Source organism: Pseudomonas sp. AC355 (assembly GCF_979258205.1).
This window is the reverse complement of sequence record NZ_OZ409843.1, coordinates 2,354,510-2,378,051: the sequence shown is the minus strand read 5'-3', so window position 1 is coordinate 2,378,051 and position 23,542 is coordinate 2,354,510. Positions and strand designations below refer to the sequence as shown.

General features: G+C 62.5%; 22 protein-coding genes and 1 pseudogene. 7 read left to right on the top strand and 16 right to left on the bottom strand.

From position 1 onward, the window contains the following. Positions 1–12 precede the first annotated feature (12 nt). The 9 genes from ACZ0AI_RS11200 to ACZ0AI_RS11160 form a co-directional block, all read right to left on the bottom strand. The gene (locus ACZ0AI_RS11200; protein WP_463566103.1) at positions 13–1,107 is read right to left on the bottom strand and encodes a DUF1513 domain-containing protein; all 1,095 of its coding nucleotides are present in this window, start codon (positions 1,105–1,107) and stop codon (positions 13–15) included. Between the two features lie 9 nt (positions 1,108–1,116). After that, a complete protein-coding gene (locus ACZ0AI_RS11195; protein ID WP_463565805.1) occupies positions 1,117–2,178 on the bottom strand; it encodes an imelysin family protein in 1,062 nt (353 codons plus the stop codon). A 10-nt stretch (positions 2,179–2,188) separates the two neighbouring features. Then, a complete protein-coding gene (locus ACZ0AI_RS11190; protein ID WP_463565804.1) occupies positions 2,189–3,607 on the bottom strand; it encodes a di-heme oxidoreductase family protein in 1,419 nt (472 codons plus the stop codon). A 121-nt stretch (positions 3,608–3,728) separates the two neighbouring features. Next, complete coding sequence (locus ACZ0AI_RS11185) at positions 3,729–4,103, bottom strand: SH3 domain-containing protein (RefSeq protein ID WP_463565803.1); 375 nt, start codon at positions 4,101–4,103, stop codon at positions 3,729–3,731. A gap of 131 nt (positions 4,104–4,234) precedes the next feature. After that, positions 4,235–5,572: an imelysin family protein gene (locus ACZ0AI_RS11180; RefSeq protein ID WP_463565802.1), complete on the bottom strand. Its 1,338-nt coding sequence runs from the start codon at positions 5,570–5,572 to the stop codon at positions 4,235–4,237. Between the two features lie 160 nt (positions 5,573–5,732). Then, positions 5,733–7,796 carry a putative bifunctional diguanylate cyclase/phosphodiesterase gene (locus ACZ0AI_RS11175; RefSeq protein ID WP_463565801.1) on the bottom strand — a complete coding sequence of 688 codons (2,064 nt, stop codon included), beginning with the start codon at positions 7,794–7,796 and terminating at the stop codon, positions 5,733–5,735. 294 nt (positions 7,797–8,090) lie between these two features. Next, positions 8,091–8,672, bottom strand: a complete 582-nt coding sequence (gene sodB, locus ACZ0AI_RS11170; RefSeq protein ID WP_463565800.1) for a superoxide dismutase [Fe] — start codon at positions 8,670–8,672, stop codon at positions 8,091–8,093. Positions 8,673–8,864: 192 nt separating this feature from the next. Further along, positions 8,865–9,704, bottom strand: coding sequence for an EamA family transporter (locus ACZ0AI_RS11165; protein WP_463565799.1), 840 nt, complete (start codon positions 9,702–9,704; stop codon positions 8,865–8,867). A gap of 69 nt (positions 9,705–9,773) precedes the next feature. Then, positions 9,774–10,376, bottom strand: a complete 603-nt coding sequence (locus ACZ0AI_RS11160) for a LysE/ArgO family amino acid transporter (protein WP_463565798.1) — start codon at positions 10,374–10,376, stop codon at positions 9,774–9,776. A gap of 152 nt (positions 10,377–10,528) precedes the next feature. Here ACZ0AI_RS11160 and ACZ0AI_RS11155 point away from each other — a divergent pair. Together ACZ0AI_RS11155 and ACZ0AI_RS11150 are read left to right on the top strand one after the other, a co-directional pair. Then, positions 10,529–11,423: pseudogene (locus ACZ0AI_RS11155) on the top strand (LysR family transcriptional regulator ArgP). Between the two features lie 61 nt (positions 11,424–11,484). Beyond that, on the top strand, positions 11,485–12,471 hold the full coding sequence (locus ACZ0AI_RS11150; RefSeq protein ID WP_463565796.1) for an NAD-dependent epimerase/dehydratase family protein: 987 nt from the start codon (positions 11,485–11,487) through the stop codon (positions 12,469–12,471). Here ACZ0AI_RS11150 and ACZ0AI_RS11145 read toward each other — a convergent pair. Beyond that, a complete protein-coding gene (locus ACZ0AI_RS11145; RefSeq protein WP_463565795.1) occupies positions 12,462–12,743 on the bottom strand; it encodes a hypothetical protein in 282 nt (93 codons plus the stop codon). The two genes, ACZ0AI_RS11150 and ACZ0AI_RS11145, sit on opposite strands and share 10 nt — an antisense overlap. 262 nt (positions 12,744–13,005) lie before the next feature. Between ACZ0AI_RS11145 and ACZ0AI_RS11140 the strand changes: the two genes are divergently transcribed. Continuing rightward, on the top strand, positions 13,006–13,878 hold the full coding sequence (locus ACZ0AI_RS11140) for an ATPase (protein WP_463565794.1): 873 nt from the start codon (positions 13,006–13,008) through the stop codon (positions 13,876–13,878). 278 nt (positions 13,879–14,156) lie between these two features. On the opposite strand, the gene ACZ0AI_RS11135 is transcribed toward ACZ0AI_RS11140, so the two are convergent. After that, positions 14,157–15,206, bottom strand: coding sequence for an alkene reductase (locus ACZ0AI_RS11135; protein WP_463565793.1), 1,050 nt, complete (start codon positions 15,204–15,206; stop codon positions 14,157–14,159). A gap of 77 nt (positions 15,207–15,283) precedes the next feature. Next, positions 15,284–15,607: an ArsR/SmtB family transcription factor gene (locus ACZ0AI_RS11130; RefSeq protein ID WP_463565792.1), complete on the bottom strand. Its 324-nt coding sequence runs from the start codon at positions 15,605–15,607 to the stop codon at positions 15,284–15,286. 156 nt (positions 15,608–15,763) lie between these two features. Between ACZ0AI_RS11130 and ACZ0AI_RS11125 the strand changes: the two genes are divergently transcribed. Further along, a complete protein-coding gene (locus tag ACZ0AI_RS11125) occupies positions 15,764–16,339 on the top strand; it encodes an acyl carrier protein phosphodiesterase (protein WP_463565791.1) in 576 nt (191 codons plus the stop codon). On the opposite strand, the gene ACZ0AI_RS11120 is transcribed toward ACZ0AI_RS11125, so the two are convergent. After that, the gene (locus ACZ0AI_RS11120) at positions 16,336–17,340 is read right to left on the bottom strand and encodes a GntR family transcriptional regulator (protein ID WP_463565790.1); all 1,005 of its coding nucleotides are present in this window, start codon (positions 17,338–17,340) and stop codon (positions 16,336–16,338) included. The two genes, ACZ0AI_RS11125 and ACZ0AI_RS11120, sit on opposite strands and share 4 nt — an antisense overlap. 298 nt (positions 17,341–17,638) lie before the next feature. Between ACZ0AI_RS11120 and ACZ0AI_RS11115 the strand changes: the two genes are divergently transcribed. Beyond that, positions 17,639–18,685: an AbrB family transcriptional regulator gene (locus ACZ0AI_RS11115; RefSeq protein WP_225839139.1), complete on the top strand. Its 1,047-nt coding sequence runs from the start codon at positions 17,639–17,641 to the stop codon at positions 18,683–18,685. An 8-nt stretch (positions 18,686–18,693) separates the two neighbouring features. Here the strand turns inward: ACZ0AI_RS11115 and ACZ0AI_RS11110 are convergent, their stop codons facing one another. Further along, positions 18,694–19,470, bottom strand: coding sequence for a lysophospholipid acyltransferase family protein (locus ACZ0AI_RS11110; protein WP_463565789.1), 777 nt, complete (start codon positions 19,468–19,470; stop codon positions 18,694–18,696). Between the two features lie 120 nt (positions 19,471–19,590). Then, positions 19,591–20,349, bottom strand: coding sequence for an L-ornithine N(alpha)-acyltransferase (olsB, locus tag ACZ0AI_RS11105; RefSeq protein ID WP_225839143.1), 759 nt, complete (start codon positions 20,347–20,349; stop codon positions 19,591–19,593). A gap of 235 nt (positions 20,350–20,584) precedes the next feature. Between olsB and ACZ0AI_RS11100 the strand changes: the two genes are divergently transcribed. Together ACZ0AI_RS11100 and ACZ0AI_RS11095 are read left to right on the top strand one after the other, a co-directional pair. After that, positions 20,585–20,878: a hypothetical protein gene (locus ACZ0AI_RS11100; protein ID WP_463565788.1), complete on the top strand. Its 294-nt coding sequence runs from the start codon at positions 20,585–20,587 to the stop codon at positions 20,876–20,878. Positions 20,879–21,011: 133 nt separating this feature from the next. Then, positions 21,012–22,169, top strand: a complete 1,158-nt coding sequence (locus tag ACZ0AI_RS11095) for a phospholipase D-like domain-containing protein (protein WP_463565787.1) — start codon at positions 21,012–21,014, stop codon at positions 22,167–22,169. Here ACZ0AI_RS11095 and ACZ0AI_RS11090 read toward each other — a convergent pair. Continuing rightward, entirely contained in the window at positions 22,144–23,457 is a 1,314-nt protein-coding gene (locus tag ACZ0AI_RS11090) for a sensor histidine kinase (RefSeq protein ID WP_463565786.1), read from the bottom strand. The genes ACZ0AI_RS11095 and ACZ0AI_RS11090 overlap by 26 nt on opposite strands. Positions 23,458–23,542 lie beyond the last annotated feature (85 nt).

Genomic DNA, 23,542 nt, shown 5'->3' with positions numbered 1-23,542 from the left:
TTTTGCAGTCGCTCATGCCAGGCGCAGATGGTTGTCCCAGAGTCCAGCCGGGAGCCCCAGGGGCTGCATGGCGATGCGTTCGCTGCGGCAGTCGTAGAGACGGCAGCGGCCGATGCCGGCGCTGACCACGAAGCCGTTTTCCACCGCACCGACGCCAGCGCAGTCGGGCAGGGCGGCGTCCAGGCGCACTGCACCGCTGTCCAGATCCCAGATAAACAGGCGATTGCCGCGTGGCGCAGTCATCGCCAGTAGACGCAGATCACTGTGCACCGCCACGCTGGCGGTGTACTGGTTCATCATCTGGCGTTGCGCATCGGCCATCGGGAAGTGCTGGAACGGCTGGCCGGGACGTTTGATCGCCACCAGCGGCACGGCGTTCATGGAGTCGCCCATGTACTGCTGGCCACTGATGATGGTGCCGTCGCTGGCCACGGCCAGGTGGCGCACGCTGTTCATCTGCTCGGGCAATTGCTCCTTGCTGTGCAGGGTGCCGTCGCGGGCCATCAGTACCAGGCTGGCTTCCATGGCATTCAGGTTCATCTCCACTCGGCTTTCCGCCTCGGTGCGGATGCCGCCGTTGGCCACCACCAGGGTTTCGCCATCCGGCATCCACAGCACCTGGTGGGGGCCCAGGCCGTGGGTGGACAGTTCGTCGCGACGCAGCAGGCGCTCGCCTTCCAGTCGATAGGCGCCGAGTACACCACGACCGGGGTCGCGGGTGTTGTTCTCGGTGGCATACAGCCATTCACCATCTTTGTGGAACACCGCGTGGCCGTAGAAATGCCGATCGCTCTCGCTGCGCAGCGTTTGTAGCAGGCGGCCGTCGCGGGTGTCGATCAGGTAGCTCTCGGTGCTCGGTCGGCGACCGACGAACAGCGCCATGGGTAAGCTGGGATGGGGCACCACATCATGGCAGCGCTCGGTTACTTGAGTAGAGAAAGCGCGCTCGCCATCCAGCCGGTAACCGACGGCGTAATGTTTGCCGCCCTGGTCGTTGCGGGCCGACAGCAGCAGGGGCTGCTCCCCGGTGTGGCTCAGCTTCCAGCCGCCCAGTGCACCGGCCGCCAGAACCGTTGCACTCAGGCCGAGAAAGGCTCTGCGTTTGATGCTCATCGGTCAGTCCCCGTCGTTGGCATTGAAGCCCAGCTGGATGCCCAGTGCACGGGCCAGTTCGCCATCATGCAGGCGGTGCAATACGTTGAGGCTGTCGTAGAATTCGTTGAGGGCCTTGCGCCCCTCTTCATCGCCGAGCAGTTCGCCCAGCGGGCGCTGCAGACCGGTGAGCTTCTGACGGGTATCGGCATAGGCTGCATCGATACGTTGCTTGAGGTCGTTATGGTCGCTGCCGAGCAGAGCCTGGATGCCGTCCTTGTCCGCGCCACGCCAGATGCGCTCGGCGCCGGCCAAGCTGGCTCCGATGTTGGCCAGGCTGGCTTGGCTGCGCCAGGCTTCGGCCTGATAGGGCTGTGGTAACCCCTTGCTCTGCCGGCCCATCGGTGCGCCGAGCTTCTTCTTCAGGCTGTCGATAGCGGTGATCTGGGTACGCAGGAGATCGGAGATCGCCTCGCCGGCTTCGGCATAGCGCTCGTTGGGGAAGGTATTGAACTGGTTGAGCGCGCCATTCTTGGCTTGCCATTGTTCCAGCACCGAATTGGCCAGAGCCTGCTGATGTTCACCGATAGCCACCAGCAGGGGGCAGTAGCGGGCTTTCTGCTCGGTATCCTGCAGGTCGATTTCCGGATCATAGAGCAGGTATTCGTAAGCGGTGAGACCCTGGACGACGACGCTGGATTTCTCCAGGTCGGCAGGGCTGAGCTGTGGCTTGCTCTTGACCAGCGCCTGCACCTGACGCGCTACCAGGTTCTTCTTGTCCGGCCAGAACTGCACCTGCCAGGCGCGATTGCCTTCGGCAAGCGGCCCTACGGCCAGTGGCTGCAGGCTTGCCCAGGCGCTCTGCGCGGTGAGGAAGGCCTGGCGAGGGGCAGCCAGATCCTCTTCGCCTGCGCAGAACGACTTGGCACTTTTGGCCAGGCCGGTATCGGCTTCTTTCCAGGTGATATGGGCGGGCAGCAGTACGCCTTCGGCCAGCGCGGCGCTGACCGTGGCCTGCGGATCGGCAGGTGAGCAGGCGGCCAGAGTCAGGCCCAGCAGGGCGATGGTCAGCGGAGAACGGATCATGCGCGGCTCCTTACAGTGAGTTCAGAAAGGCCAGAAGCGCGGCGCGCTCCTCGCTGGAAAATGTCAGAACGTGGCGTTTGGCGGCTTCGGCTTCGCCACCGTGCCAGGCGATGGCTTCGAGCAGGTTGCGTGCGCGGCCGTCATGCAGGAACTGTGTGTGGCCGCTGATTTTCTCGGTCAGGCCGATACCCCACAACGGCGCGGTACGCCATTGCCGACCGCTGGCGCGGAATTCGCTGCGACCATCGGCAAGGCCATCGCCCATGTCGTGGAGCAGCAGGTCGGTGTAGGGGCGAATGGTCTGGTTGGCCAGTTCCGGTTCGGCCGCATCGGCGGCAGTGACGAAGCTTGGTGTATGGCAGCTCTGGCAGCCTGCGCGATGGAACAGGGTCTTGCCTGCCAGCACCTGGGCGTCGTCGGCCTTGCGACGAGCTGGCACGGCGAGGTTGCGGGTGTAGAACAGCACCATCTTCATTATGTTGTCGCTGACCTCCGGCTCGCCACCGTGGGGCGCCTCGCGACAGGCGGTTTGCGTATCGGTGCACTGGTCGCGGGGCACAACGCTGCTGGTCAGGCCCATGTCGTGGGCGAAGGCGTGGGCGTTCTGCTGGTTCAGGGTTGGCTGCCCGGCTTTCCAGCCGAAACGGCCGAGTACGGTTTTCTGCTGCACATCGTCCCACACCCAGTTGGGCTGCCCGGCGATGCCGTCACCATCGTGATCCTCGGGATCGGCGTTGGCCAGGATGGACTCCTGTGGAATCGCCTCAAGCAGACCAAGGCCGATCATCGGCGGTGCGACCCGCGCTGAGAACTGCGTATCCGGGTGCATCGGCCCGTAGCCAAGCTGGCTGATGTTCAACTGCGGCTTGCGCAGCTCGATGCTGTACCCGTCGTCGAACTGCACGCTGTGGGTGCTGTACTCGACGCGTACCTTGCCTTCCGGCGTTACGCCGGGGTTGGCCATGTCCTGCAGCTGCGCGCCGTATTTCGGCTCGGGCAGCACGCCCTGGCGCTCGATGATCCACTCATCCGCGCTGCCGGCAGGAATCGACAGACGCACCAGCATCGACACGGCGTTGACGCTGCCGGGCTCGGGCGGATGGCCACGGCCATCGCGAATGTGGCAGTTCTGGCAGGCATTGGTGTTGAACAGCGGGCCGAGCCCGTCCCGAGCGGTGGTGGTGGACGGCGCGATCACCCAGGGGTTGCGGAAGAAACTGTTGCCCACGCTGAAATCCAGGCGACGCTCGGCCTTGAGGTTGGCGGAGGGCAGGGAGAACGCGTTGTGGTCGCTGCGCGATACCGTGGCTGTGCCGCCGGAAAGCGCTTCGCCAGGCTCTGCTTCGGTAAAGCGCGGGGACTGGTCACACGCCGCCAGGCTGAGGGCCAGGCCCAACAATGGCAGCAAACGACCGGATGGCGCAGGCATCGACAGAGTCCGTGACAGGAAAATCAAGGGCGGGAATCTTAGCAGCCTATGCAGCTTTAAATAAGATGGATTTGCGTTTCAATACCATCGCAGAGGACATTCGATCCAGTTTGACTCGCACTTAAAGCGAGGTAGATGTCTCTACGATTTCCGCCAAGTTCTCCTGTGGTACCCAGCCTGTATCCAGAGTCCCATCTCGAACGCACCAAACCCAACCGTTGAGTTCTTTCAGTCCTTTGAGCTGTTCTCCCTTACGAGCATCCAGTTCTCTGGCGGTGTAATCCTCTCGAGCGTATGCAGCACCCTTGCCGGTAACCTCTATGACTTGCAGCGGGACCCAGCCGCCTTCGTGCATTTCGGTGCTGCAGAAAAACCAGTCATTCCAATCCTCCGCCCCCTCGTACCGCTCACCCACCTTCAACGGTGTGCCCTTGCTGAACGTGATTGGGTCGGGATATTCGCTCGTGTGCGCAACCTTGACGATGTATAGCTTCATGCTGATGTTTACTCTCCCGATTGGTTCTGCTCAGTAAGGCGGTAGCCGCTCCATAGGGTAAAAATCGCACAGAAAAAAAGCCGATGCGAACTGCTTCGCATCGGCCTGCTTTTACCCAGCGTTGCGGCGAATCAGAACTCGTGGTCGGCGGTGTCTGGGTTCAGATCGCTGATGCCCAGCTTGCCAGCCGCCTGCTCGATGGCACCGGTCTGTTTGACCAGAGCCGCGATGGCGTCACGCACCAGTTGCTGGCCTTCGGTGTTGTCGGCGGCGATCAACTGGTCGAAGTGCTGACCCTTGTTGGCGCTGTCGACCAGGGCCTGCAGCTTGGCTTCGGTGGCTTCCAGGTCGGCTTTCAGGGTGCTGTCGGCTGCGGCGTCCGCCTTGGCGACCAGCGACGACAGGCTCGGACCAGTCAGGCTGGTGCCGTCGGCCTTCTTGTACTCGCCCAGGTAGACGTTGCGAATGCCCTTGCCGTTGTAGAAGTGCGAGTTGTGGGTGTTGTCGCTGAAGCAGTCATGCTCGTCTTCGGTGGAGTTGGCTTCCAGCGCGACTTTCATGCGCTCGCCGGCCAGTTCGCCGAGAGACAGGCTACCCATGCCGAAGAGGATCTTGCGCAGACCGTTCTCGGCAGATTCGCTTTCCAGGGTGGCGCGGTAGTTGTCGGCCACGCCGGCTTTCCACTGGCCAGCCATTTCGTCGAGGTCGGCGACCAGCAGTTCGGTAGCGGCCTTCAGGTAGGCACGACGACGCTCGTTATGGCCGCCAGTAGCGCCATCACCGACCACGTAGTCGGTAGCCGGGCGTTCGCCAGCGCCTGGGCCGGTGCCGTTCAGATCCTGGCCCCACAGCAGGAACTCGATGGCGTGGTAGCCGGTGGCGACGTTGGCTTCGGAGCCGCCCAGCTCGTTCAGACTGGCGAGCAGATCCGGGGTGATTTCGGTGACGTCGAGCTTGTCTTCGCCGACTTGAATCTCAGTGTTGGCGATGATGTTGGCGCTGGCACCCGGGTTGCCCAGAGCGTGCTGGTAGTCGGCGGCGACATAGTCGATCAGGCCTTCATCCAGCGGCCATGCGTTAACCTGACCTTCCCAGTCGTCGACGATGGTGTTGCCGAAGCGGAACACTTCGCTCTGCATGTACGGCACGCGGGCGGCCAGCCAGGCTTCGCGGGCAGCCTTGAGGGTTTCCTCGTTAGGTGTGGCGAGCAGGGCGTCGATGGCCGTCTGCAAGGTTTTGGCGGTGCTGGCGGCGTCGTCGAACACGGCTGAAGCGATGTCGGCATAGTGCTTGACCACGGCCTGCGCAGCGGCTTCGTCGAAGGCGCCGGCTGCTGCTGGTGCACTGCTGGTGCTCGCTTGCGGAGCCGGCGCAGCGGCTTGGTTGGCAGGCGCTTTGTCTTCACCGCAGCCCGCGAGGGCAATGGCGATTGTCAGCAGGCTGGCAGAGGCCAGGGGCATACGAATCATGACGAAATCCTTTGCGTGTTAATGGGGAGCGCGCGCGGTCGTCCACGCGAGCTGCAACATAATGCGAAAGATTTTCATTTTACGCAAAGGCTGGGTGTGCTACTGCCGCTATTTGCGGCTGTAGCAACAGGCTCACAGGTATGCCGAATCGCGCTGGACGCTAGAGTGGCATCGGGTTGCTGAGCTGGTGGGCGCGGCTGGATTGCTTGAGGTACTGGGTCAACTCGCGCGCCGGTAATGGTTTGCTGTAGAAGTAGCCCTGACCTTCATGGCAACCCTGGGCGATGATGTAAGCCTCCTGCTCGGCGGTTTCCACGCCCTCAGCGATAACCTGCATACCCAGGCTCTTGCCGAGCTGGATGATGGCGCGAACGATGGTGGCATCATCCTCGTCGTTGAGGAGATCCTGTACGAAGCTTTTGTCGATCTTGATCTTGTCCAGCGGCAAGCTCTTGAGGTAACTGAGTGACGAATAACCCGTACCGAAGTCGTCGATGGCGATCAGTGCTCCGGAGCGGCGCAGGCTGAGCAGATGCTGGGCGGCGGTGCTGATGTCTTCCATCAGGCCGGTTTCGGTCACTTCCAGCTCCAGGCTGCGGGCGGGCAGGCGGTACATCTGCATCAGGTTGTTGACCACCCGTGGCAGCTCGGCGTGGTGCAACTGCACGGTGGACAGGTTGACCGCCATGCGCAGGTCGCCGTAGCCCTGATCGTGCCACTCGCGAAGCTGGCGGCAGGTCTGATCCAGCACCCATTCGCCTATCGCGATGATGCTGCCATTCTGTTCGGCCAATGGGATGAACAGATCCGGCGCGACGAGGCCGTGTTGTGGGTGTTGCCAGCGTAGGAGGGCTTCGACACCCACCACGCGGTGATCGCGGAAGCTGATCTGCGGTTGATAGACCAGGTGCAGTTGGTTCTGCGCCAAGGCCTCGCGCAGGTCCTTTTCCAGCTCGCGGCGGCGGCGCATCTCGCTGTCGACACTGGCGATATAGAACTGGTAACGGTTGCGTGAGCGGCTTTTGGCCAGGGTCATGGTCTGTTCGGCTTTCTGCAGCAGCTTCTCGGGGCTGTCGCCGTCTTCCGGGAACAGGGTGATACCGATGGTTGCACGCAATTGCACCATATGGTCGTCGAGGGCGAAGGGTGCCTCGAGGTCGTCCAGCACGCTTTGCGCCAGTTCTGCTGCCTCATAGGGCTGTTCGATATCGGCCTGCACCAGCACGAACTGATCGCCACCTAGGCGCGCCAGGGCGCCCAGACGGCCGCTGTGGCTACGTAAGCGGTCAGACAACGCCAGCAGCAACTGGTCGCCAGTCTGGTAGCTGAATTGCTCGTTGATGCCCTTGAAATCATCCAGCCCAACGCACAGCACGGCAACCCGGCGCTGCAGTCGTCCGGCGTCTTCGAGGATCTGTTCGAGCTGCTGTTGCAACTGCTGGCGATTCGGCAAGCCGGTTAGGAAGTCGTACTGGGACATGCGCCGCAAGCTGCTTTCGGCTTCGCGACGCAGGTGAGTATTGCGTTCGATTGACGCGAGTAACTGGTTGGCTGTGTTAATCCATAGCCCGAGTTCGTTCTTTTCGTTGCCCTTGAGCATCGGCAGCTTGTTCTCGCTGGGCCGGTCCGGGTTGATGCTGCTCAGGTGTTCGATGATCTTGGCCAACGGCTTGGTCAGCAGCCAGTAATAGACCAGGTACAGCACCAGGCCCATGGCCAGTGCGCGCAGTACGCCGGAAATGAAAATGATCACCGAATTGGTGATGAAGCTTTCCCCGTACAGGGCGGTATCGAGGGTAATGTTCAGGTCGCCGTAGTATTCGTTATACGGTTCACGGCCGACCAGGCGGGTGGTGAAGTGTTGCTGCTCGCCGAGAATCGGGTCGGTTAGCCAGCGAATGGGCAGCTCGGCCAGTGGTCGGTCTTTCTCGGCCAGCATCTGCTCACCAGGGTGCCCGATGGCAGCTTGCCGCACCGATTCATGCTGAAACAGGCCTTCGACGACCTGCATGCCCATCTCCCGGTCGAGGCTGTAGACCGCCTGAGTCGAGGGATCACGGAACATGCCGAGAATACGCTGGGCATCGCTGGTGATCGAATGGCGGGTCTTGTAGACATCGAACACGATCTGGCCAAGGCTCAGCACCACGCCAACCGCAAGCGCGGACAACAGCACGACGCGAAGCAGTTTCACGGACAGACTGTGCTTGAGTTCCAGCTTCAAATGGCAGTTCCTTGTGCGATACCGGGCGCCGGATGGGGTTGAGTATTGGCAAAGTCGCGGTAGCAGTCAAAGGCCATAACTGCACGGCGCTCATCCAATAGTGCCGGTTTCCCGCAACACCTGCATTGTTTCGGAGACAGCTCCCAACTCTTGAGTACCGTCCGTCGATCCCGACGCACCGCTGGTGTGCCGAAATGGGCGTTGTGCAGATGAAAAAATGCCCCCCTGACTCGCGTCAGGAGGGCATCTCTAATCAAGCAGACGTTCGCTTGCAGGCAAGCGTGACGTCAGGGATCAGGCAGCGAAGTTTTTCGCTACGAAGTCCCAGTTGACCAGGTTCCAGAACGCCTCGACATACTTCGGGCGGACGTTGCGGTAGTCGATGTAGTAGGCGTGTTCCCACACGTCGCAGGTCAGCAGCGGGGTATCGCCTGCGGTCAGCGGGCAACCAGCACCGATGGTGCTGGACAGCGCCAGGGAGCCGTCAGCCTTCTTCACCAGCCAGCCCCAACCGGAACCGAAGGTGCCGATGGTGACCTTGCTGAATTCTTCCTTGAATTTCTCGAAGGAGCCAAAGGATTTTTCGATGGCCGCAGCCAGTTCGCCAGTCGGTTGACCGCCGCCGTTCGGGCTCAGGCAGTTCCAGTAGAAAGTGTGGTTCCATACCTGGGCCGCGTTGTTGAAGATGCCGCCGGAGGAAGTCTTGACGATTTCTTCCAGGCTCTTGCCTTCGAACTCGGTACCGGGCACTAGGTTGTTCAGGTTCACGACATAGGTGTTGTGGTGCTTGTCGTGGTGATACTCCAGAGTTTCCTTGGAGATGTGCGGCTGCAGAGCATCGTGTGCATAAGGCAGCGGCGGCAATTCGAAAGCCATGGTTATTCTCCTAATCAGGTCAGTTGCGATGAGCGCAAGGCCGATCACGGGCGGCCAAACAAGCGTCGGCGGATTTATACCCTTTGCGACGCAGGGCAGGGATCATAGCACCGGGGCTACTCTATAACCACGCAGCAACTGTGCGGGATAGAGCCCTCGTTGGCCATCAGGCCGATCAGGCGTGAAAGCGCCTCAGGCGATCTTCATCGTCGCCACACCGGCGAGGATGATCAGGCAGGCCAGCAGGCGAATCGGCGGCAGGCTCTCCTTCAGCCACAGGCTGCCGATCAGCAGGGCAAACACCACGCTGGTCTCGCGCAGGGCCGATATCAGCGCCACCGGTGCCTGGGTCATCGCCCAGATGACGATGCTGTAGGCAAACATCGACATCGCTCCGCCGAACAGCCCGGCTTTCCAGTGCGGGCCCAGCTCGCGAACGATGCGTGGGCCGCGCTGGCCGAGAATTATCAGGGCCATCACCAGGCCGTTTACGGCGAATAACCACAGCGAGTAGGACAGCGGGTCGCCATTGGCACGGGCACCGCTGGCGTCGGACAGCGTGTAGCCGGCGATGAACAGGGCGGTCATCAGCGCGCTGAACAGCAGGCCGCCACTGGCTTTGCCGCTGCCACCACGAACCGCCATCAGCCAGATGCCGGCGACCAGCACCGCCAGGCCGAGCAGTTGCCCGGCCGGCAGGACTTCACCCAGCAACAGCACCGACAGGCCCGCCACCAATAGCGGAGAACTGCCCCGGGAAATCGGATAGACCTGACCGAGGTCGCCGTATCGATAGGCGCGGCTGAGAAAGACGTTGTAACCGATATGCAGGATTGCCGAGAGGACGATCCACGGCCAGGCCGCGGCGTTGGGCATGGCTACGAATGGCAGGGCCAGCAGCGCGACGCTACCAGCGCCGATCTGGATCAGCGAGGCGGTGAGAAAACGATCCAGACCGATTTTCAGCAGCGCGTTCCAGCCCGCGTGCAGGGCCGCCGAGGCGATGACCATGAGAAAGACGCTGGTTTCCACACAGGCTCCGGCAGATTTCGACAAGGGCCGCAGCATAGCACTGGCACCAATCTCGAGGCCTGCCTGGGTTCAAAGCGGACTGGCGATCAGTTGCCAGGCAATCGCGAACATCATCGCGGCGACGATTAGATCGATGATCCGCCAGGTCAGCGGGCGAGCCAGCCACGGCGCCAGCCAGGCTGCGCCGAGGGCCAGGCACATGAACCACACCAGCGAGGCGCTGGCGGCACCCGCCGCATAGGCCTCGGGGACACTCTGCTGGGCGCCCAGGGAGCCGATCAGCAGCACGGTATCCAGATAAACGTGGGGGTTGAGCAGGGTGACCGCCAGGGTCGCCAGCAACACCGCGCGCAGCGAACGAGGTGTGCTGCCCTGTACTTCGAGGGCGTTCGGCCGGCAGGCACGCAGCAGAGCCTGGGCGCCGTACCAAAGCAGAAAGGCCGCGCCGCCCCAGCGTGCGACGCTCAACAACAGCTCACTTTGCGCCAGCAGGGTCGCCAGACCGAACACCCCGGCGCTGATCAGTAACGCATCGCAAACTATGCACAGCAACGCCGCCGGCAGGTGATGTTCGCGGCGCAGGCTCTGGGCGAGGACGAACGCATTCTGTGCGCCGAGGGCGATGATCAGGCCGGCGGTGATCGCCAGGCCATTGCTGTAGCTCTGCCACATGATCAGTGCGCCCTTTCTGGATGAGAGAGAAGGAAATTGCCGAGAGCTGACATGACCGATGCATCCTGAGTAGGGGAGAGATGGCTATCAGTCTGCGGTGATTGCTTGTATAAGAAAAAGAAATATTACTGATCGCTCATTAGGAAAATCGATTGCTCGATTACAAGTTGCTGGCTGCCCTTGCTGCGGTCGTCGAACAGGCTGGCTTCGAGCGCGGCGCCCAGGTTTTGGGGCTGTCGCAATCGGCGGTGTCCCAGCGCATCAAGCTGCTGGAGGCGCGCATCGGGCAGCCGGTGCTGCTGCGGGCCATGCCGCCGACGCCCACCGATGTCGGTCGGCGGCTGCTCAACCATGTGCAGCAGGTGCGCCTGCTCGAGCGTGATCTGCAGGAGCAGGTGCCGGCTCTGGAGGTTGACGGTGAAACCCAACGGCTGCGCATCGCCGTCAATGCCGACAGCCTGGCGACCTGGTGGGCTAGGGCAGTGGCGGACTTCTGCGCCAGTCACCGGGTGCTGCTGGAACTGGTCGTCGAGGATCAGGAAGTGGGCCTCAAGCGTATGCGCGCCGGTGATGTGGCGGCCTGTGTGTGTGCGGCTGAACGCCCGGTCTCAGGCGCTCGCAGCCTGCCGCTCGGCGCCATGCGCTATCGGGCTATGGCCAGCCCTGCCTTCATCTCCCGACATTTTCCCAACGGCGTGACGGCCGAGCGCCTGGCCCATGTGCCGGCAATCGTGTTCGGTCCAGGATGACCAGTTGCAGCACCGCTACCTCAGTGAGCTGGGGCTCTCGGGCAGCTTTTTGCATCACCTGTGTCCTTCGTCGGAAGGTTTCCTGCGCCTGACCGCCGAGGGCCTCGGCTGGGGCATGGTGCCCGAGCCGCAGATGCACGAGGCGCTGGCCAGCGGTGAGCTGGTCGAGCTGCTCGCCGACCGGCCAGTCGATGTGCCGTTGTACTGGCACCACTGGCGCAATGGCGGCGAGTTGCTCGACCGCCTGACCGGGCATTTGCATCGTCATGCAGGTGACTATCTGGTGCCATTAGCTTGAGCGGTCTGCTGCGACCGGGCGCCAGGCTTTATAGTGCGCCGACGAGCGAGCGGAGGACGTGATGATGATTCTGGTCACCGGAGCAAGCGGTTTCATTGGCGGGCGCTTTGCCCGTTATGCCTTGGAGCAGGGCCTGGACGTGCGCGTGACCGGACGCCGAGAAGAGGCCGTGGAGCACCTGGTACGCCGTGGCGCTCAGTTCGTGGCCGGCGACCTCAATGACCCGGAGCTGGCCCTGTCGCTGTGCAGCGACGTCGAGGCTGTGGTGCATTGCGCCGGTGCCGTGGGCGTGTGGGGGCGCTACGAGTACTTTCATCGCGGCAACGTGCTGCTCACCGAGAACGTCATCGAAGCGTGCCTCAAGCGTCGGGTTCGGCGGCTCGTTCACCTGTCGTCGCCGTCGATCTATTTCGATGGGCGCGATCATGTCGGTTTGAGCGAAGAGCAGGTGCCGAAGCGTTTCTCCAGCCACTACGCACGTACCAAGTTTCTCGCCGAGCAGCGCGTGTTCGGCGCTCAGGAATTTGGCCTGGAAGTGGTCGCTCTGCGGCCGCGCTTCGTCACCGGGGCGGGCGATGTGAGCATCTTCCCGCGGCTGATCGCCATGCAGCGCAAGAAGCGCCTGGCGATTATCGGTAATGGTCTGAACAGGGTCGACTTCACCAGCGTGCACAACCTTAACGAGGCGCTGCTCAGCGCCTTGCTGGCCGCCGGGCCGGCCCTGGGCAAGGCCTACAACATCAGCAATGGTGCAGCGGTGCCGCTCTGGGACGTGGTCAATTACGTGCTGCGCCAACTGGAGTTGCCGCTGGTCACCCGCCACGTGCCGGTCGGTCTGGCGCTTAGCGTGGCAACGCTCAATGAAGGGCTCTGCAGCCTCTTGCCGGGGCGCCCCGAGCCGTCGTTGTCACGACTGACCGTGGATGTGATGAGCCGTAACTTCTCGCTGGATATCAGCCAGGCGCAGCAGCACCTGGATTACCAAGCCAAGGCTGGTTTATGGCCGGCGCTCGATGAGTTCTGTCGCTGGTGGCGGGCTCAGGCGTAGACGCGCTGGCCCCGATATACGCGCACTGAGGTGCTTGCCAGATGAATGCCGTTGGCGTGGTGCGGGTTCGCAGCTTCTGCCATGGGCGTGTCGCTAAGTTGAGCCAGGCGTAAGCCCAGATCCCGGGTTTGCTGGTCATTGGAGAGCAGGCAGGCGCTCAACATGGCGGTTACTGCCTCCTGCTGACTGAGGCGGATGTCCACGGCGAGTTCCTCGCGCAAACGACGACGCAGATTCTTCATGCAGTCCAACACTTCTTTGTTCAGTTCCATGAGCGATCCCGTGCTTGTGAAAAGAAGGCGGTGATTCAGGCAGGGTGACGATACCCATCGTGGTCATGGGCCCTGAACGTTTAGCAAGGTGTGTACCAGTTCACAGACTGCGGAACCTGGCCGGTTTGAGCGGGTCTTTTTGCGCAATACGCCCCGCAGCGGTGCAGCCATTTCCTGATGGCACGACACTGAAGCGCCTCGTACGAATCGGTATACTGCGCGGCAATCTGCCTCCACCGTGGTTTTCTCAAGGTCTCCCTACATGCGTAACGATGCCCACGACGAATTCGATGACGTGCCCAGCCTGACGCCGGATCGCCGCGATCAGGACGATTTCGACCCCGAGCCGCAGCCCTACGCTCGTGCCGCTGCTCCTGGCAAGACCGCCGCGGCACCCCGTGCAGCCAGCACCGGCCCGCTGTGGGCGCTGGTGGGGGCGCTGAGCATCGCCCTGGGCGCCGTGGGCTGGTGGAGCTTCCAGCAGATAAACCTGATGGAGCAGCAACTGGTCGCTACTCAGGAAAGCTTCGCGCGTATCAGCGAAGAAGCGGCGGGCCGCATTCAGGACATCTCCGGCAAGGTGGTGGCGGCTGAATCCAACGTCACCACCGGCAGTGAGGCCCTGCGCCTGCAGGTGCGTCAGCTGGAAGGCAAAGTTGCCGAGCTGACCAAGCAACAGCAGGCCGCTGGCGGCCAGCAGAGTGGCCAGGACAAGCGCATCGAGCAACTGATCGCCGACCTCAAGGCCCAGCAGGGCGACAGCGGCAAGTACGACGAGAGCTTGAAGACCCTGGGCGGCGCACAGGACTCGTTGAAAAGCGAACTGGCTGCCGTGAAAAGCGAGCTGGCCACCCTGAAGAGCGGCCAGGCGGATGCCGGCAAATTGGCTACTCAGGTCAAGGGCCTGGCGGGTGATATCGAGGCACTCAAGAAGGCTGGCAATTCCAACGCAGCTGTCGATCGCCTGGAGCAGGATCTGCTGGTGCTCAAGAGCCAGATGGATAATCGTCCGGCTGCCAGCAGCAGCGGTAGCAGCACCGCCGAGTTCGATTCGTTCCGCGCGCAGACCACGCGCAGCGTCAACACGCTGCAGGCGCAGATTCAGAATCTGCAGCAGCAGATCGACGCCCGCTAAGGACGATCTGCTGCGCGTCGGCCCTGCGGCGTTAAAAACAGGCTCGGACAGCCGCTCGCGGCTAACGCGCTTTAGCGCGGCCCGAAGGGTGAGCGAAGCGAGTCATGCTCATGTACACCAGTACACTCCGCTTCCTCGCCTGTTTTTGTGGGGGCGCCTAGCCCTTGCAGGTCTCTGGCTCGCTAGATCGTAAGTGCGACTCCGATTTGCTATTTTAGAGAATTGCCAGTCAACAAAAAGCCCGCGTAAAACGCGGGCTTTTCTTTGCGCGGCGAAAATTACAGGCGCGGGTAGTCGATGTAGCCGACCGGGCCCGAGCCGTAGAAGGTTTCGCTGTGCGCTTCGTTCAGCGCTGCGCCTTGACGCAGGCGCTCCGGCAGATCCGGGTTGGCGATGAAGGGCACACCGAAGGCCACCGCATCGGCTTTGCCGCTGGCCAGCCAGGCGTTGGCCTGATCCTTCGAGAAGCGCTCGTTGGCGATGAATACGCCGCCGAAGGCTTCCTTCAGGCTCGGCGACAAGCTGTCATCGGCTTCCCGTTCGCGGGCGCAGAGGAAAGCGATGTTGCGCTTGCCGAGTTCGCGGGCCACGTAGGTAAAGGTTTGCGCACGATTGGAGTCGCCCATGTCGTGGCTGTCGGCGCGAGGCGATAGATGCACACCGACGCGGCCCGGTTCCCAGACGCTCAGCACGGCATCGGTGACTTCCAGCAGCAGGCGCGCACGGTTTTCCAGGGAGCCGCCATAGTTGTCGGTGCGCTGGTTGGTGCTGTCCTGCAGGAACTGGTCGAGCAGATAGCCATTGGCACCGTGGATTTCCACGCCGTCGAAGCCGGCAGCCTTGGCGTTTTCTGCGCCCAGTCGGTAGGCGTCGACGATGTCGGCGATCTCTTCGATTTCCAGGGCGCGCGGGGTCACGTATTCCTTCATCGGGCGAATCAGGCTGACGTGACCGCCAGGCTTGATGGCGCTGGGGGCTACCGGCAGCTCGCCGTCCAGGTACGACGGGTCGGAAATCCGCCCCACGTGCCATAGCTGCAGAACGATCTTGCCGCCGTTGGCATGCACCGCCTTGGTCACGCCGCTCCAGCCACGCACCTGATCATCGGACCAAATGCCCGGAGTGTTCGGGTAGCCCACGCCCATCGGCGTGACTGATGTGGCTTCGCTGATGATCAGCCCGGCCGATGCGCGTTGGACGTAGTACTCGGCCATCAACGCATTGGGCACGCGACCTTCGTCGGCGCGGCAACGGGTCAGCGGTGCCATGATGATGCGGTTGGCGAGTTCCAGATCGCCGATCTTGATGGGGTCGAACAGTGTGGTCATGGTCAGGATCCTTGGGTCATTCGCTCAGAACGGGTTGATGTACGGATGTGCGGTTAGAAACGGTCAGCGCCAGGCAATCAGGCGGCGGTTCGTAGTTCCTCGCCGATCAGGCGCAGGAAGGCATCGATGGTTGCATCGTTGCGTTTGAAGAAATTCCACTGGCCCACCTTGCGGCTGGTCACCAGACCGGCACGCTGCAGGGTGGCCAGGTGCGCCGATACGGTGGATTGCGATAGGCCGGTACGCTCGTCGAACTTGCCAGCACACACGCCGATGTCGAGGGCATGATCCTGCAGGGCGAAATTCGCTTCGGGCTCCTTGAGCCAACGCAGGATGTCGCGCCGCACCGGATGGGCCAGGGCCTTGATCACGTCGTCCAGATCGATGTCGTCGTTACTCATCGGTTCTCCTGATATCGGTGCAGCGCAATATCGCGATGCAGCGAACTCTATATCGGGACTTGGCGATATACAGATCGTTCAGGCAGATAGTGCATATCGACCGGTGTGATGGCGCGCCCCTCGCAGCCGGCCGGCCGAGGCTTTACTCTGTACGCCATGAATTACCTCGCACATTTGCACTTGGGCGGTGATGCGCCCGCCGAATTGCTCGGCAGCCTGTATGGCGATTTCGTCAAAGGTTCGCTGGCCGGGCAGTGGCCGGCCGCCATCGAAGCCGGCATCGCGCTGCACCGGCGAATCGACGCCTTTACCGACAGCCATGCGCTGCAGGCTCAGGCACGGGCACGCTTTCCCGCAGAACGTCGGCGGGTTGCCGGGATCTTTCTCGATCTGTTCTTCGACCATTGCCTGGCGCGGGACTGGCAGCGTTACAGCGATCAGCCGCTGGATCGTTTCACCACCCGCGTTTACCAGGTGCTGGCCGCCGAGTCGCAGTTACCCGGCCACCTGCAGCACATGGCACCGCGCATGGCCGCTCAGGATTGGCTGGGCAGTTACCGGGATTTCGAGGTGCTCGGCCAGGTGATCACCGGGATGTCACGGCGGCTGTCGCGGCCTGGCTTGCTGGATGGCGGTCTGGACGACTTGCGCCGATTGTACGAGCCCTTGAGCGAGGACTTCCGCGCCTTCTACCCGCAGCTCATGGCCTTCGCCCGCGAGCAGCGAGGTTAGTCTTCGTTCTGCAGGCCGAGTCGTTCGAGCAGTGCCGGGTTGAGCTTGTTGCGTCTGGCACCTTCGAGATGTGCACGCAGGCGATCCGCGGCACCAAGGCGGTCGCCGCGCTCGATCAGGTCGAGAATCTCCAGATGCTCCAGCACCTGCTTGCGGCGTGTCGGCCGCGGCAGATCAACGCTGTACTCGACCAGGCGGCGCAGGCCGTTGAGGCGTTTCAACGATTGCAGCAAAAAGCGGTTGCCCGAGAAGCCGGCGATGATCTCGTGGAATTTCGAGTTGGCTTCGAACAACTCCTGAGTGGTCATCGTCAGGTAGCCGGTGGCGGCGATGTATTCCTGTTGCTGACGACACAGCGCCAGCACCTTCTGGTCGACCTGAAAGGTCGGTGAGAGCAGGCCGGCCGGCTCGATGGTCACCCTGAAACTGAAGCTTTCCTCGTAGGCCTCTATCGAGTCGATCACCGGCAGCATGCGCCAGCCCTGGCCGGTGCGCTGTTCGGCCCAGCCTTCCTGCTGCATGCGCAGCAGCGCCGAACGTAGCTCAGTGCGCGATACGCCGAACTGGCGCATCAGGTCGATTTCGCTGAGGTGCTCCGGGAGCTGACGCGACAGGCGCAGCTCGACGAATTTCATGTACACCGAATCTTCTTCGGCTTCGGCGATCTCCAGCACCAGGTCGTTGAGATCGTCTGCAGCTCGGGCGAGGAAGAAGCCACGGTTGCGGTCGTGCTTGAGCATGCCGCGCTCGGTGAGATGGTTCAGCACAAACTTCACTGGCGTACGCGAGGTATTGAGAGTCTGCGCCAGGTGGGACTCCGCCAAGTGATGGCCGACGGGCAGGCGCTCATGCCGAACGTAGGCGATGACCTCGCGGGCGACGCGTTTCTGCAAAGCAGTGAGAACCATCGGGTTGGTGTTTTCCTGAGCCATGGCAGTGGGCATCGAATTGTTGTTTGGGGTGCTGTCGGTGTGGCCGATTTCCTCAGCCAGGCGCTGCATTCTGCTACGTAATCGGCTGCGCGCAAAGATCCCGCAGTGCCTGGTTACGATAAGTGAATATTGTTTTTTGTGTGAATTAAGAGCAATATTGCCACCATTGATTAGCTGAGATAACTCGTTTTAGAGGGGTTGATCTCGGTTTTTCCTGCGAATGGATGAGCTGCATGGTGACAAAAGTCATGATCGTCTGCGGCCTATCCAATTCTCTCCAGCGCCATCGGCGCTCGATCAGCCGCCGCGCCGGCCCATCCGATCGCGTTGCCGCCGTACTGCAGTTGCATGCACCTAAGGGGAAACAATGTTCAAAGGCCACTGGCTGAATTACCTGGGAACGCCGCTGGTTGGCGTGATGGGAGCTCTGATCGCCAGCGCCATCGGCTGGCCGCTACCCTGGATGATCGGCTCACTGGTGGCGGTCATTCTGGTGCGCTGCACCACCGCCTGGCAGTTACAGCCGTTCCCCGGCGGCCGCAAGTTCGGCCAGTGGATCATCGGTATCGGTATTGGCTTGCACTTCACCCCAGCGCTGGTCGGGCAGATCGCCGGGCACTTGGTGCCCATCGTCATCGGTGCGTTGATTACCGTGCTGAGCAGCATCGTTGGCGTCTGGTTCATGCGCCGTACCGGGGAAACCATGGCGACTGCATACTTTTCCAGCATGCCCGGCGGCTCTGGAGAAATGGTCAATCTGGGGGCTCGAAATGGTGCCGAGCTTACCCGTGTCGCGGCGGCGCAAAGCTTGCGGGTGGTTGCGGTGGTGTTGCTGGTGCCGGCGCTGTTCAAGTTCATGATGGGCGAGGGCGAGGTTCACCTGCACGCATCCAACCCGGATTGGCCCTGGCTGGCGTTGATTCTGCCGCTGGCAGGCGCCGCCGGTTGGCTGCTGCACCGGTTGAAACAGCCGAATCCCTGGTTGTTCGGGCCGCTGCTGGTCAGCGCGTTATTCAGTATTGGTTTCGACCTGAGCAGCACGCTACCGGCCGGTGCCAGCCAGGTTGGGCAGCTGATGATCGGCAGCGCGTTGGGCTGCTTCTTCAACCGAGCCTTCTTCCGTTATGCGCCGTCGTTTCTGGCCCGCACCCTGATCACCACCCTGGCGATGATGCTGGTGGCGTTCGTGGCTGCCGTGCTGATCGGCTGGGCGAGCGGGTTGGATTTCCAGTCCCTGACTCTGGGCATGATGCCGGGTGGGATCGCCGAGATGAGCCTGACAGCGGAAACCCTGCAGCTGGCTGTGCCGCTGGTGACTGCTATGCAGGTGATCCGCTTGTTCCTGGTGCTGTTCTTCGCCGAGCCGATTTTCCGGCGCTGGCTGCGCCAGGAGAATCAGCTCTCGATGCGCTAGCGTCAGCTTCAGGCAGCCTGGACGGCGTCCTGGCTATCGTCTGCGCCGTACAGCGCTGTATTGACGGCTGCATGGGCGCGCCGGGCCAGCTCGTTACGGTTGCCCGAGCTGCTGTCGATCGGTTCCAGCAACTGGATCTGCACCTCGGCGACATCGCTGCTCATCAGGCGCAGCAGGTGCGAGAGCATGTCGTCGTCGCCGATGAAGGGCGCTACAGGGCAGCGCTGGCCATCACGCAGGTAACGGATGGCCACTGGCTGCAGATCGATACCGCTTTCGATGGCGCTGCTCAGCAAACGGCCATGGAAAGTACGCAGCGCGGTGCCATCGCAGGTGGTGCCTTCGGGGAAAATCAGCAGGTGCCTGCCGCCGTTCAGGTGTCGGCCTAGCTGCTGATTCAGCAATCCGCCATCGCCCGCACCGCGGCGGATGAACAGGGTGCCTGCCTTGTGTGCCAGCCAGCCGGCGATCGGCCAAGTACGTACCTCGGCCTTGGACAGGAACGACAGCGGCGCCAGCATTCCAATCAACGGGATGTCTGTCCAGGAAATGTGATTGCTCAGCCACAACATGGGCTTTTGCGGCAATTGCCCGCTAACGCTGACACGAAAGGGCAGTGCGTTGCTCAGGCGCGCCATGAACCAGCGGGTCATACGCTGGCGCAGGCCCATCAGGTCACGGCGAGTCAGACGTTCGATGGGAACCAGAGAAGCGGCGAGCAGGGTACCTGCAGCGATCACCGCCAGCAGGCGGATCAGGCGCACATACAAACGCAGTTTACTCATAGGCGGTTTCTGACCTGCTGGGCGGTTGGTGGGCGCATGCGCTGGCTGCCGCCGTGAATCGAAGGCGACGGCCAGCGGCGCATTATTTACCGCGTCCGGCCGCCACCAGCAAGTTTTCACTCAGACTGCCGCCTTGAAGTGCCGTGCATAACGTGGGCACAGCTCGTCACGCTTGAGCAGGATGAACACGTCGGCGACCTGGAAATCCTTGTCCCAGCACGGCTCGCCACACACCTTGGCGCCCAGGCGCATGTAGGCCTTGAGCAGTGGCGGCATCTCGGCGATGACGTTGCCGGAAAGCTCCAGGGCGGGCAGCGGGGTTTTCGGTTCCGCACGCAGGTGTTCGGTGCACAGGTGGCGCTCGCGCAGGCGCTGCATGATTGCCTGTGCCTGAATGCCGCCGTCCTGCATGGGGATGCTGGCGCAACCCATCAGGTAGCGATAACCACCTTCGTTGAGCACCTCGGCCAGCTCGGCCCACAGCACGGCGATGGTGCCGCCGTTGCGGTAGGCGCTGTCCACGCAGGTGCGGCCGATTTCCAGCACCGGCCCTTGCAGGTGACGCAAACCATGCAGGGCGAATTCCTCTTCGCTGTAGAAGCGCCCGAGGCCAGCGGCTGCATGGTGGTCGAGCAGTCGTGTGGTGGCTACCAGCTCGCCGCTGTTCAGATCACGTACGCCGATGTGTTGGCAGTGCAGGTCGTAGTCATCCATGTCCAGGCCCAGCTCGGCGCCTTTTAGTTTGGCGTCGAACTCGGCGCTGAACACACGGAAGCGCAGGGCCTGTGCTTCGCGCAAGGCGCGCGAGGTGGTCAGGCGTTCTGCCTGCAGGCGACGGGGAGCGGTACTGCGCGCGGGTGCCATGGCGTTCTGGGTCATGCCTTACCTCCGTTGCGGGTCGGGGCAGCCCTGCTGCGCACTCGAACCGGATTGGCCTGCTGACCTGAGTAAACTCAGGAAACAACTGCAGGCTAGGCAGGGCGGGTGTCACCACTGTGAAGCTTCGATGATGCTTGTGTGACAGGGTGCGAGGTGATGATCACCAACTAGCAGGTTCAGTCTTGCCGCAACCTTGCTTACCATGTGCGTCCGATAGTTTTGAGTGTGTGCGCCGATGTTCTTCGTCAGAAACCTGGCTTTGCCCTTCATCCTGATCATCGGCGGCGCGATCCTGATGATGGCGTTGGTGTTGCTGTCACAGCAGGGTGGTGTGTTGGCATCCTGGGCGCCGGCCGTGCGGGCGCTTTTTCCCTGGATGATTCTGCTGCCGGCGGGCGGCGCGTTGTGGGCTGCACAGCGCCTGCTGCAGATCTGGCGCTGGCGCCGCGGTACCCTGAATGGCGACTGTCAGCGTTGCACCGGCGTGATGGCGGGTGATCGCTGCCGGATGTGCGGCCAGCGGCCTTGATGCACCCCTTCCGTAGCTCCGCCTGTGTGGCGCTTTGCAAGGCGCACGCGGGCGGCTATCTTGGCGCATCCCCAGCCCTCGGCCGAGATGCCATGCGCCCGTCGTCCTTCCTTCCACCCTGTGAGCGTAATTGATGCCCGGTCAGGTATTTCCCTGGCGGGAAGGTAATCGCTTCACCCTGCTCAACGACGGCCCGGCCTTCTTTCCGCGGATGATCGCGTGCATCGACGCGGCCCGTGAGACGGTCGAGCTCGAGCAATATCTGGTGGTCAGCAGCGCCTGTACCGATGCCCTGTTGCGTGCCCTGTGCGAGGCCGCGCAGCGCGGCGTGGCGGTGCGCTGCCTGTTCGATGCGTTCGGTTGCCAGGGGCTCAGTCAGCGTGACCGGCAATCGATGCTCGATTCCGGCATACAGCTGCGTTGGTACAACCCGATACGCTGGCGCCGCGGCGCGCGCAATCTGTACCGTGACCACCGCAAGTTGCTGGTAGTCGACGACCGGGTCGCCTTCGTCGGCGGCACCGGTTCCACCGATGAGTTCTGGACGCCCGGTGAGCCGGTCAGTGCCTGGCACGAAGTGATGGTGGAAATCGACGGACCGCTGGTAGTCGACTGGTTGCAGCTGTTCGACCGCCAGTGGCAGGCCAACAACGCGCGCTTTGCCTGGCGCCCGTATCTCACCCCGCACCGCAAGCCGCTGCCCCAACTGCCGCCAACCGGGACGGGTTGGGGCAGGGTGGCCTATGCCGATGCACGACAGCACCGCGATATCCTGCAGTCGCTGATTCGTGCCTTGAATGGTGCACAGCAGCGCGTGTGGCTGGCCACGCCGTATTTCCTGCCTACCTGGAAAGTGCGTCGGGCGCTGCGCAAGGCTGCGGCGCGGGGCGTCGACGTGCGTTTGCTGCTCAGTGGCCGGCACACCGACAACCCGCCCGTGCGCTTCGCCGGTCAGCGTTACTACCCGCGATTGCTCAAGGCCGGGGTGCGCATCTTCGAATTCCGTCCGCGTTTCCTGCACCTGAAAATGGTGCTGGTGGACGATTGGGCCAGTGTCGGCTCCTGCAACTTCGACCACTGGAACCTGCGCTTCAACCTGGATGCCAATGTCGAAACCCTGGATGCGGATTTCACCGCGGCGGTGCAGCAGAGCTTCGAAACCGATTTCCCGCAGAGCCGTGAGGTCGACTTACAGATGTGGCAGGCGCGGCCGTTCTGGAAGCGTCTGCGTCAGCGCCTGTGGGGCTGGCTGGATCGCCTGGTGGTCAACCTGCTCGATCGACGACGTTGATGCGGCCCAGCACCCGCAGGTAGAGGCTCATTGTGGTACCGGCACCGGGTGCCGTCTCGACCCGCACATCACCACCGGTGTTGTTGGCAAAGTCACGCGCCTGTGCCAGGCCCAGTCCGGTTCCGTGGCCTGCCTGCTTGGTGGTGAAGAACGGGTCGAACACTTTGCTCGCCAGTTCTGCGGACATGCCCGGCCCGTCGTCCTTCACAGTGAGTACCAGGTAAGCACCGTCGCTCAGCAATGAGTCACCTGCGAGCTGTTGCTGGCGCGTAGCGATTTGCACCTGACCGCGGCCTTTCATGGCGTCGCGGGCATTGCTGAGCAGGTTGAGTACCACGGCCTGCAGCTGCACTTCGTCGCACATCACGGCCACGTCTTTGGCAGCCAGGTCAAAGCTCAGTTCGATGGCATCGCCCAGGGTGCTGGCGAGTAGGTCACGGGACGTTTCGATGCGTTCGCTGATATCGATACAGGCCAGTTCCGGGCCATCCTGGCGTACGTTGGCCAGTAGCTGACGGATCAAATTGCCGCCTTGTTCCACTGCCTGCAGCCCGGTCTGGCAGAAACGTTCCACCTCTGCAGGTCGACGCGCACGCAGATGAGCCATCTGCAGGCTGGCGCTGAGTACTTGCAGCAGGTTGTTCACATCATGGGCGATGCTCGCGGTAAGCATTCCCAGCGATGACACCCGCCGTACGTGGCGCAGCGACGCTTCGGCTTCGCGATGCTGGGCCTGGGCCTTCTCCAACTGCACGACCAGTTCACTGGCGCGCCGCTCGCGTTGCACTTCGAGCAGGCGCAGTTGCAGCAGGGCTGCCGTTTGCCGTGCCAACGCTTGCAGTGAGTTGCGCTGCACAGCGCTGAGCGTACGTGGCCGTGTATCGATCACGCAGACGGTTCCTAAAGGATGACCTGCATCGGTGCGAATCGGCGCGCCTGCGTAAAAACGGATGTACGGCGGGCCGAGTACCAGAGCGCTGTGCTCGAAGCGTGGATCCTGGCTGGCATCTTCCACCACCAGCAGGTCGTCGGGTTCGAGAATCGCATGGGCGCAGAACGCCAGATCACGATGGGTTTCGCCGACCTCCAGGCCGATACACGCTTTGAACCACTGCCGCTCACGGTCGACCAGCGAGACCAGGGCGATGGGCGTTTCGCACAGGGTGGTCGCCAGTTGCACCACATCATCGAAACCCTGCTCCGCAGCGGAATCGAGAACGTTGAGGTGTTCGAGCGACAGAACGCGCTCTTCCTCATCGATCGGGAAGGGGGCAGGGCGATGGGACATCGGAGGTACCGCAGAATAGGAATGGCGGCATGATGCGCTGTGCCCCTATAGACAGCAAGTAACTTGTGAGGCGATCAGATCGCGC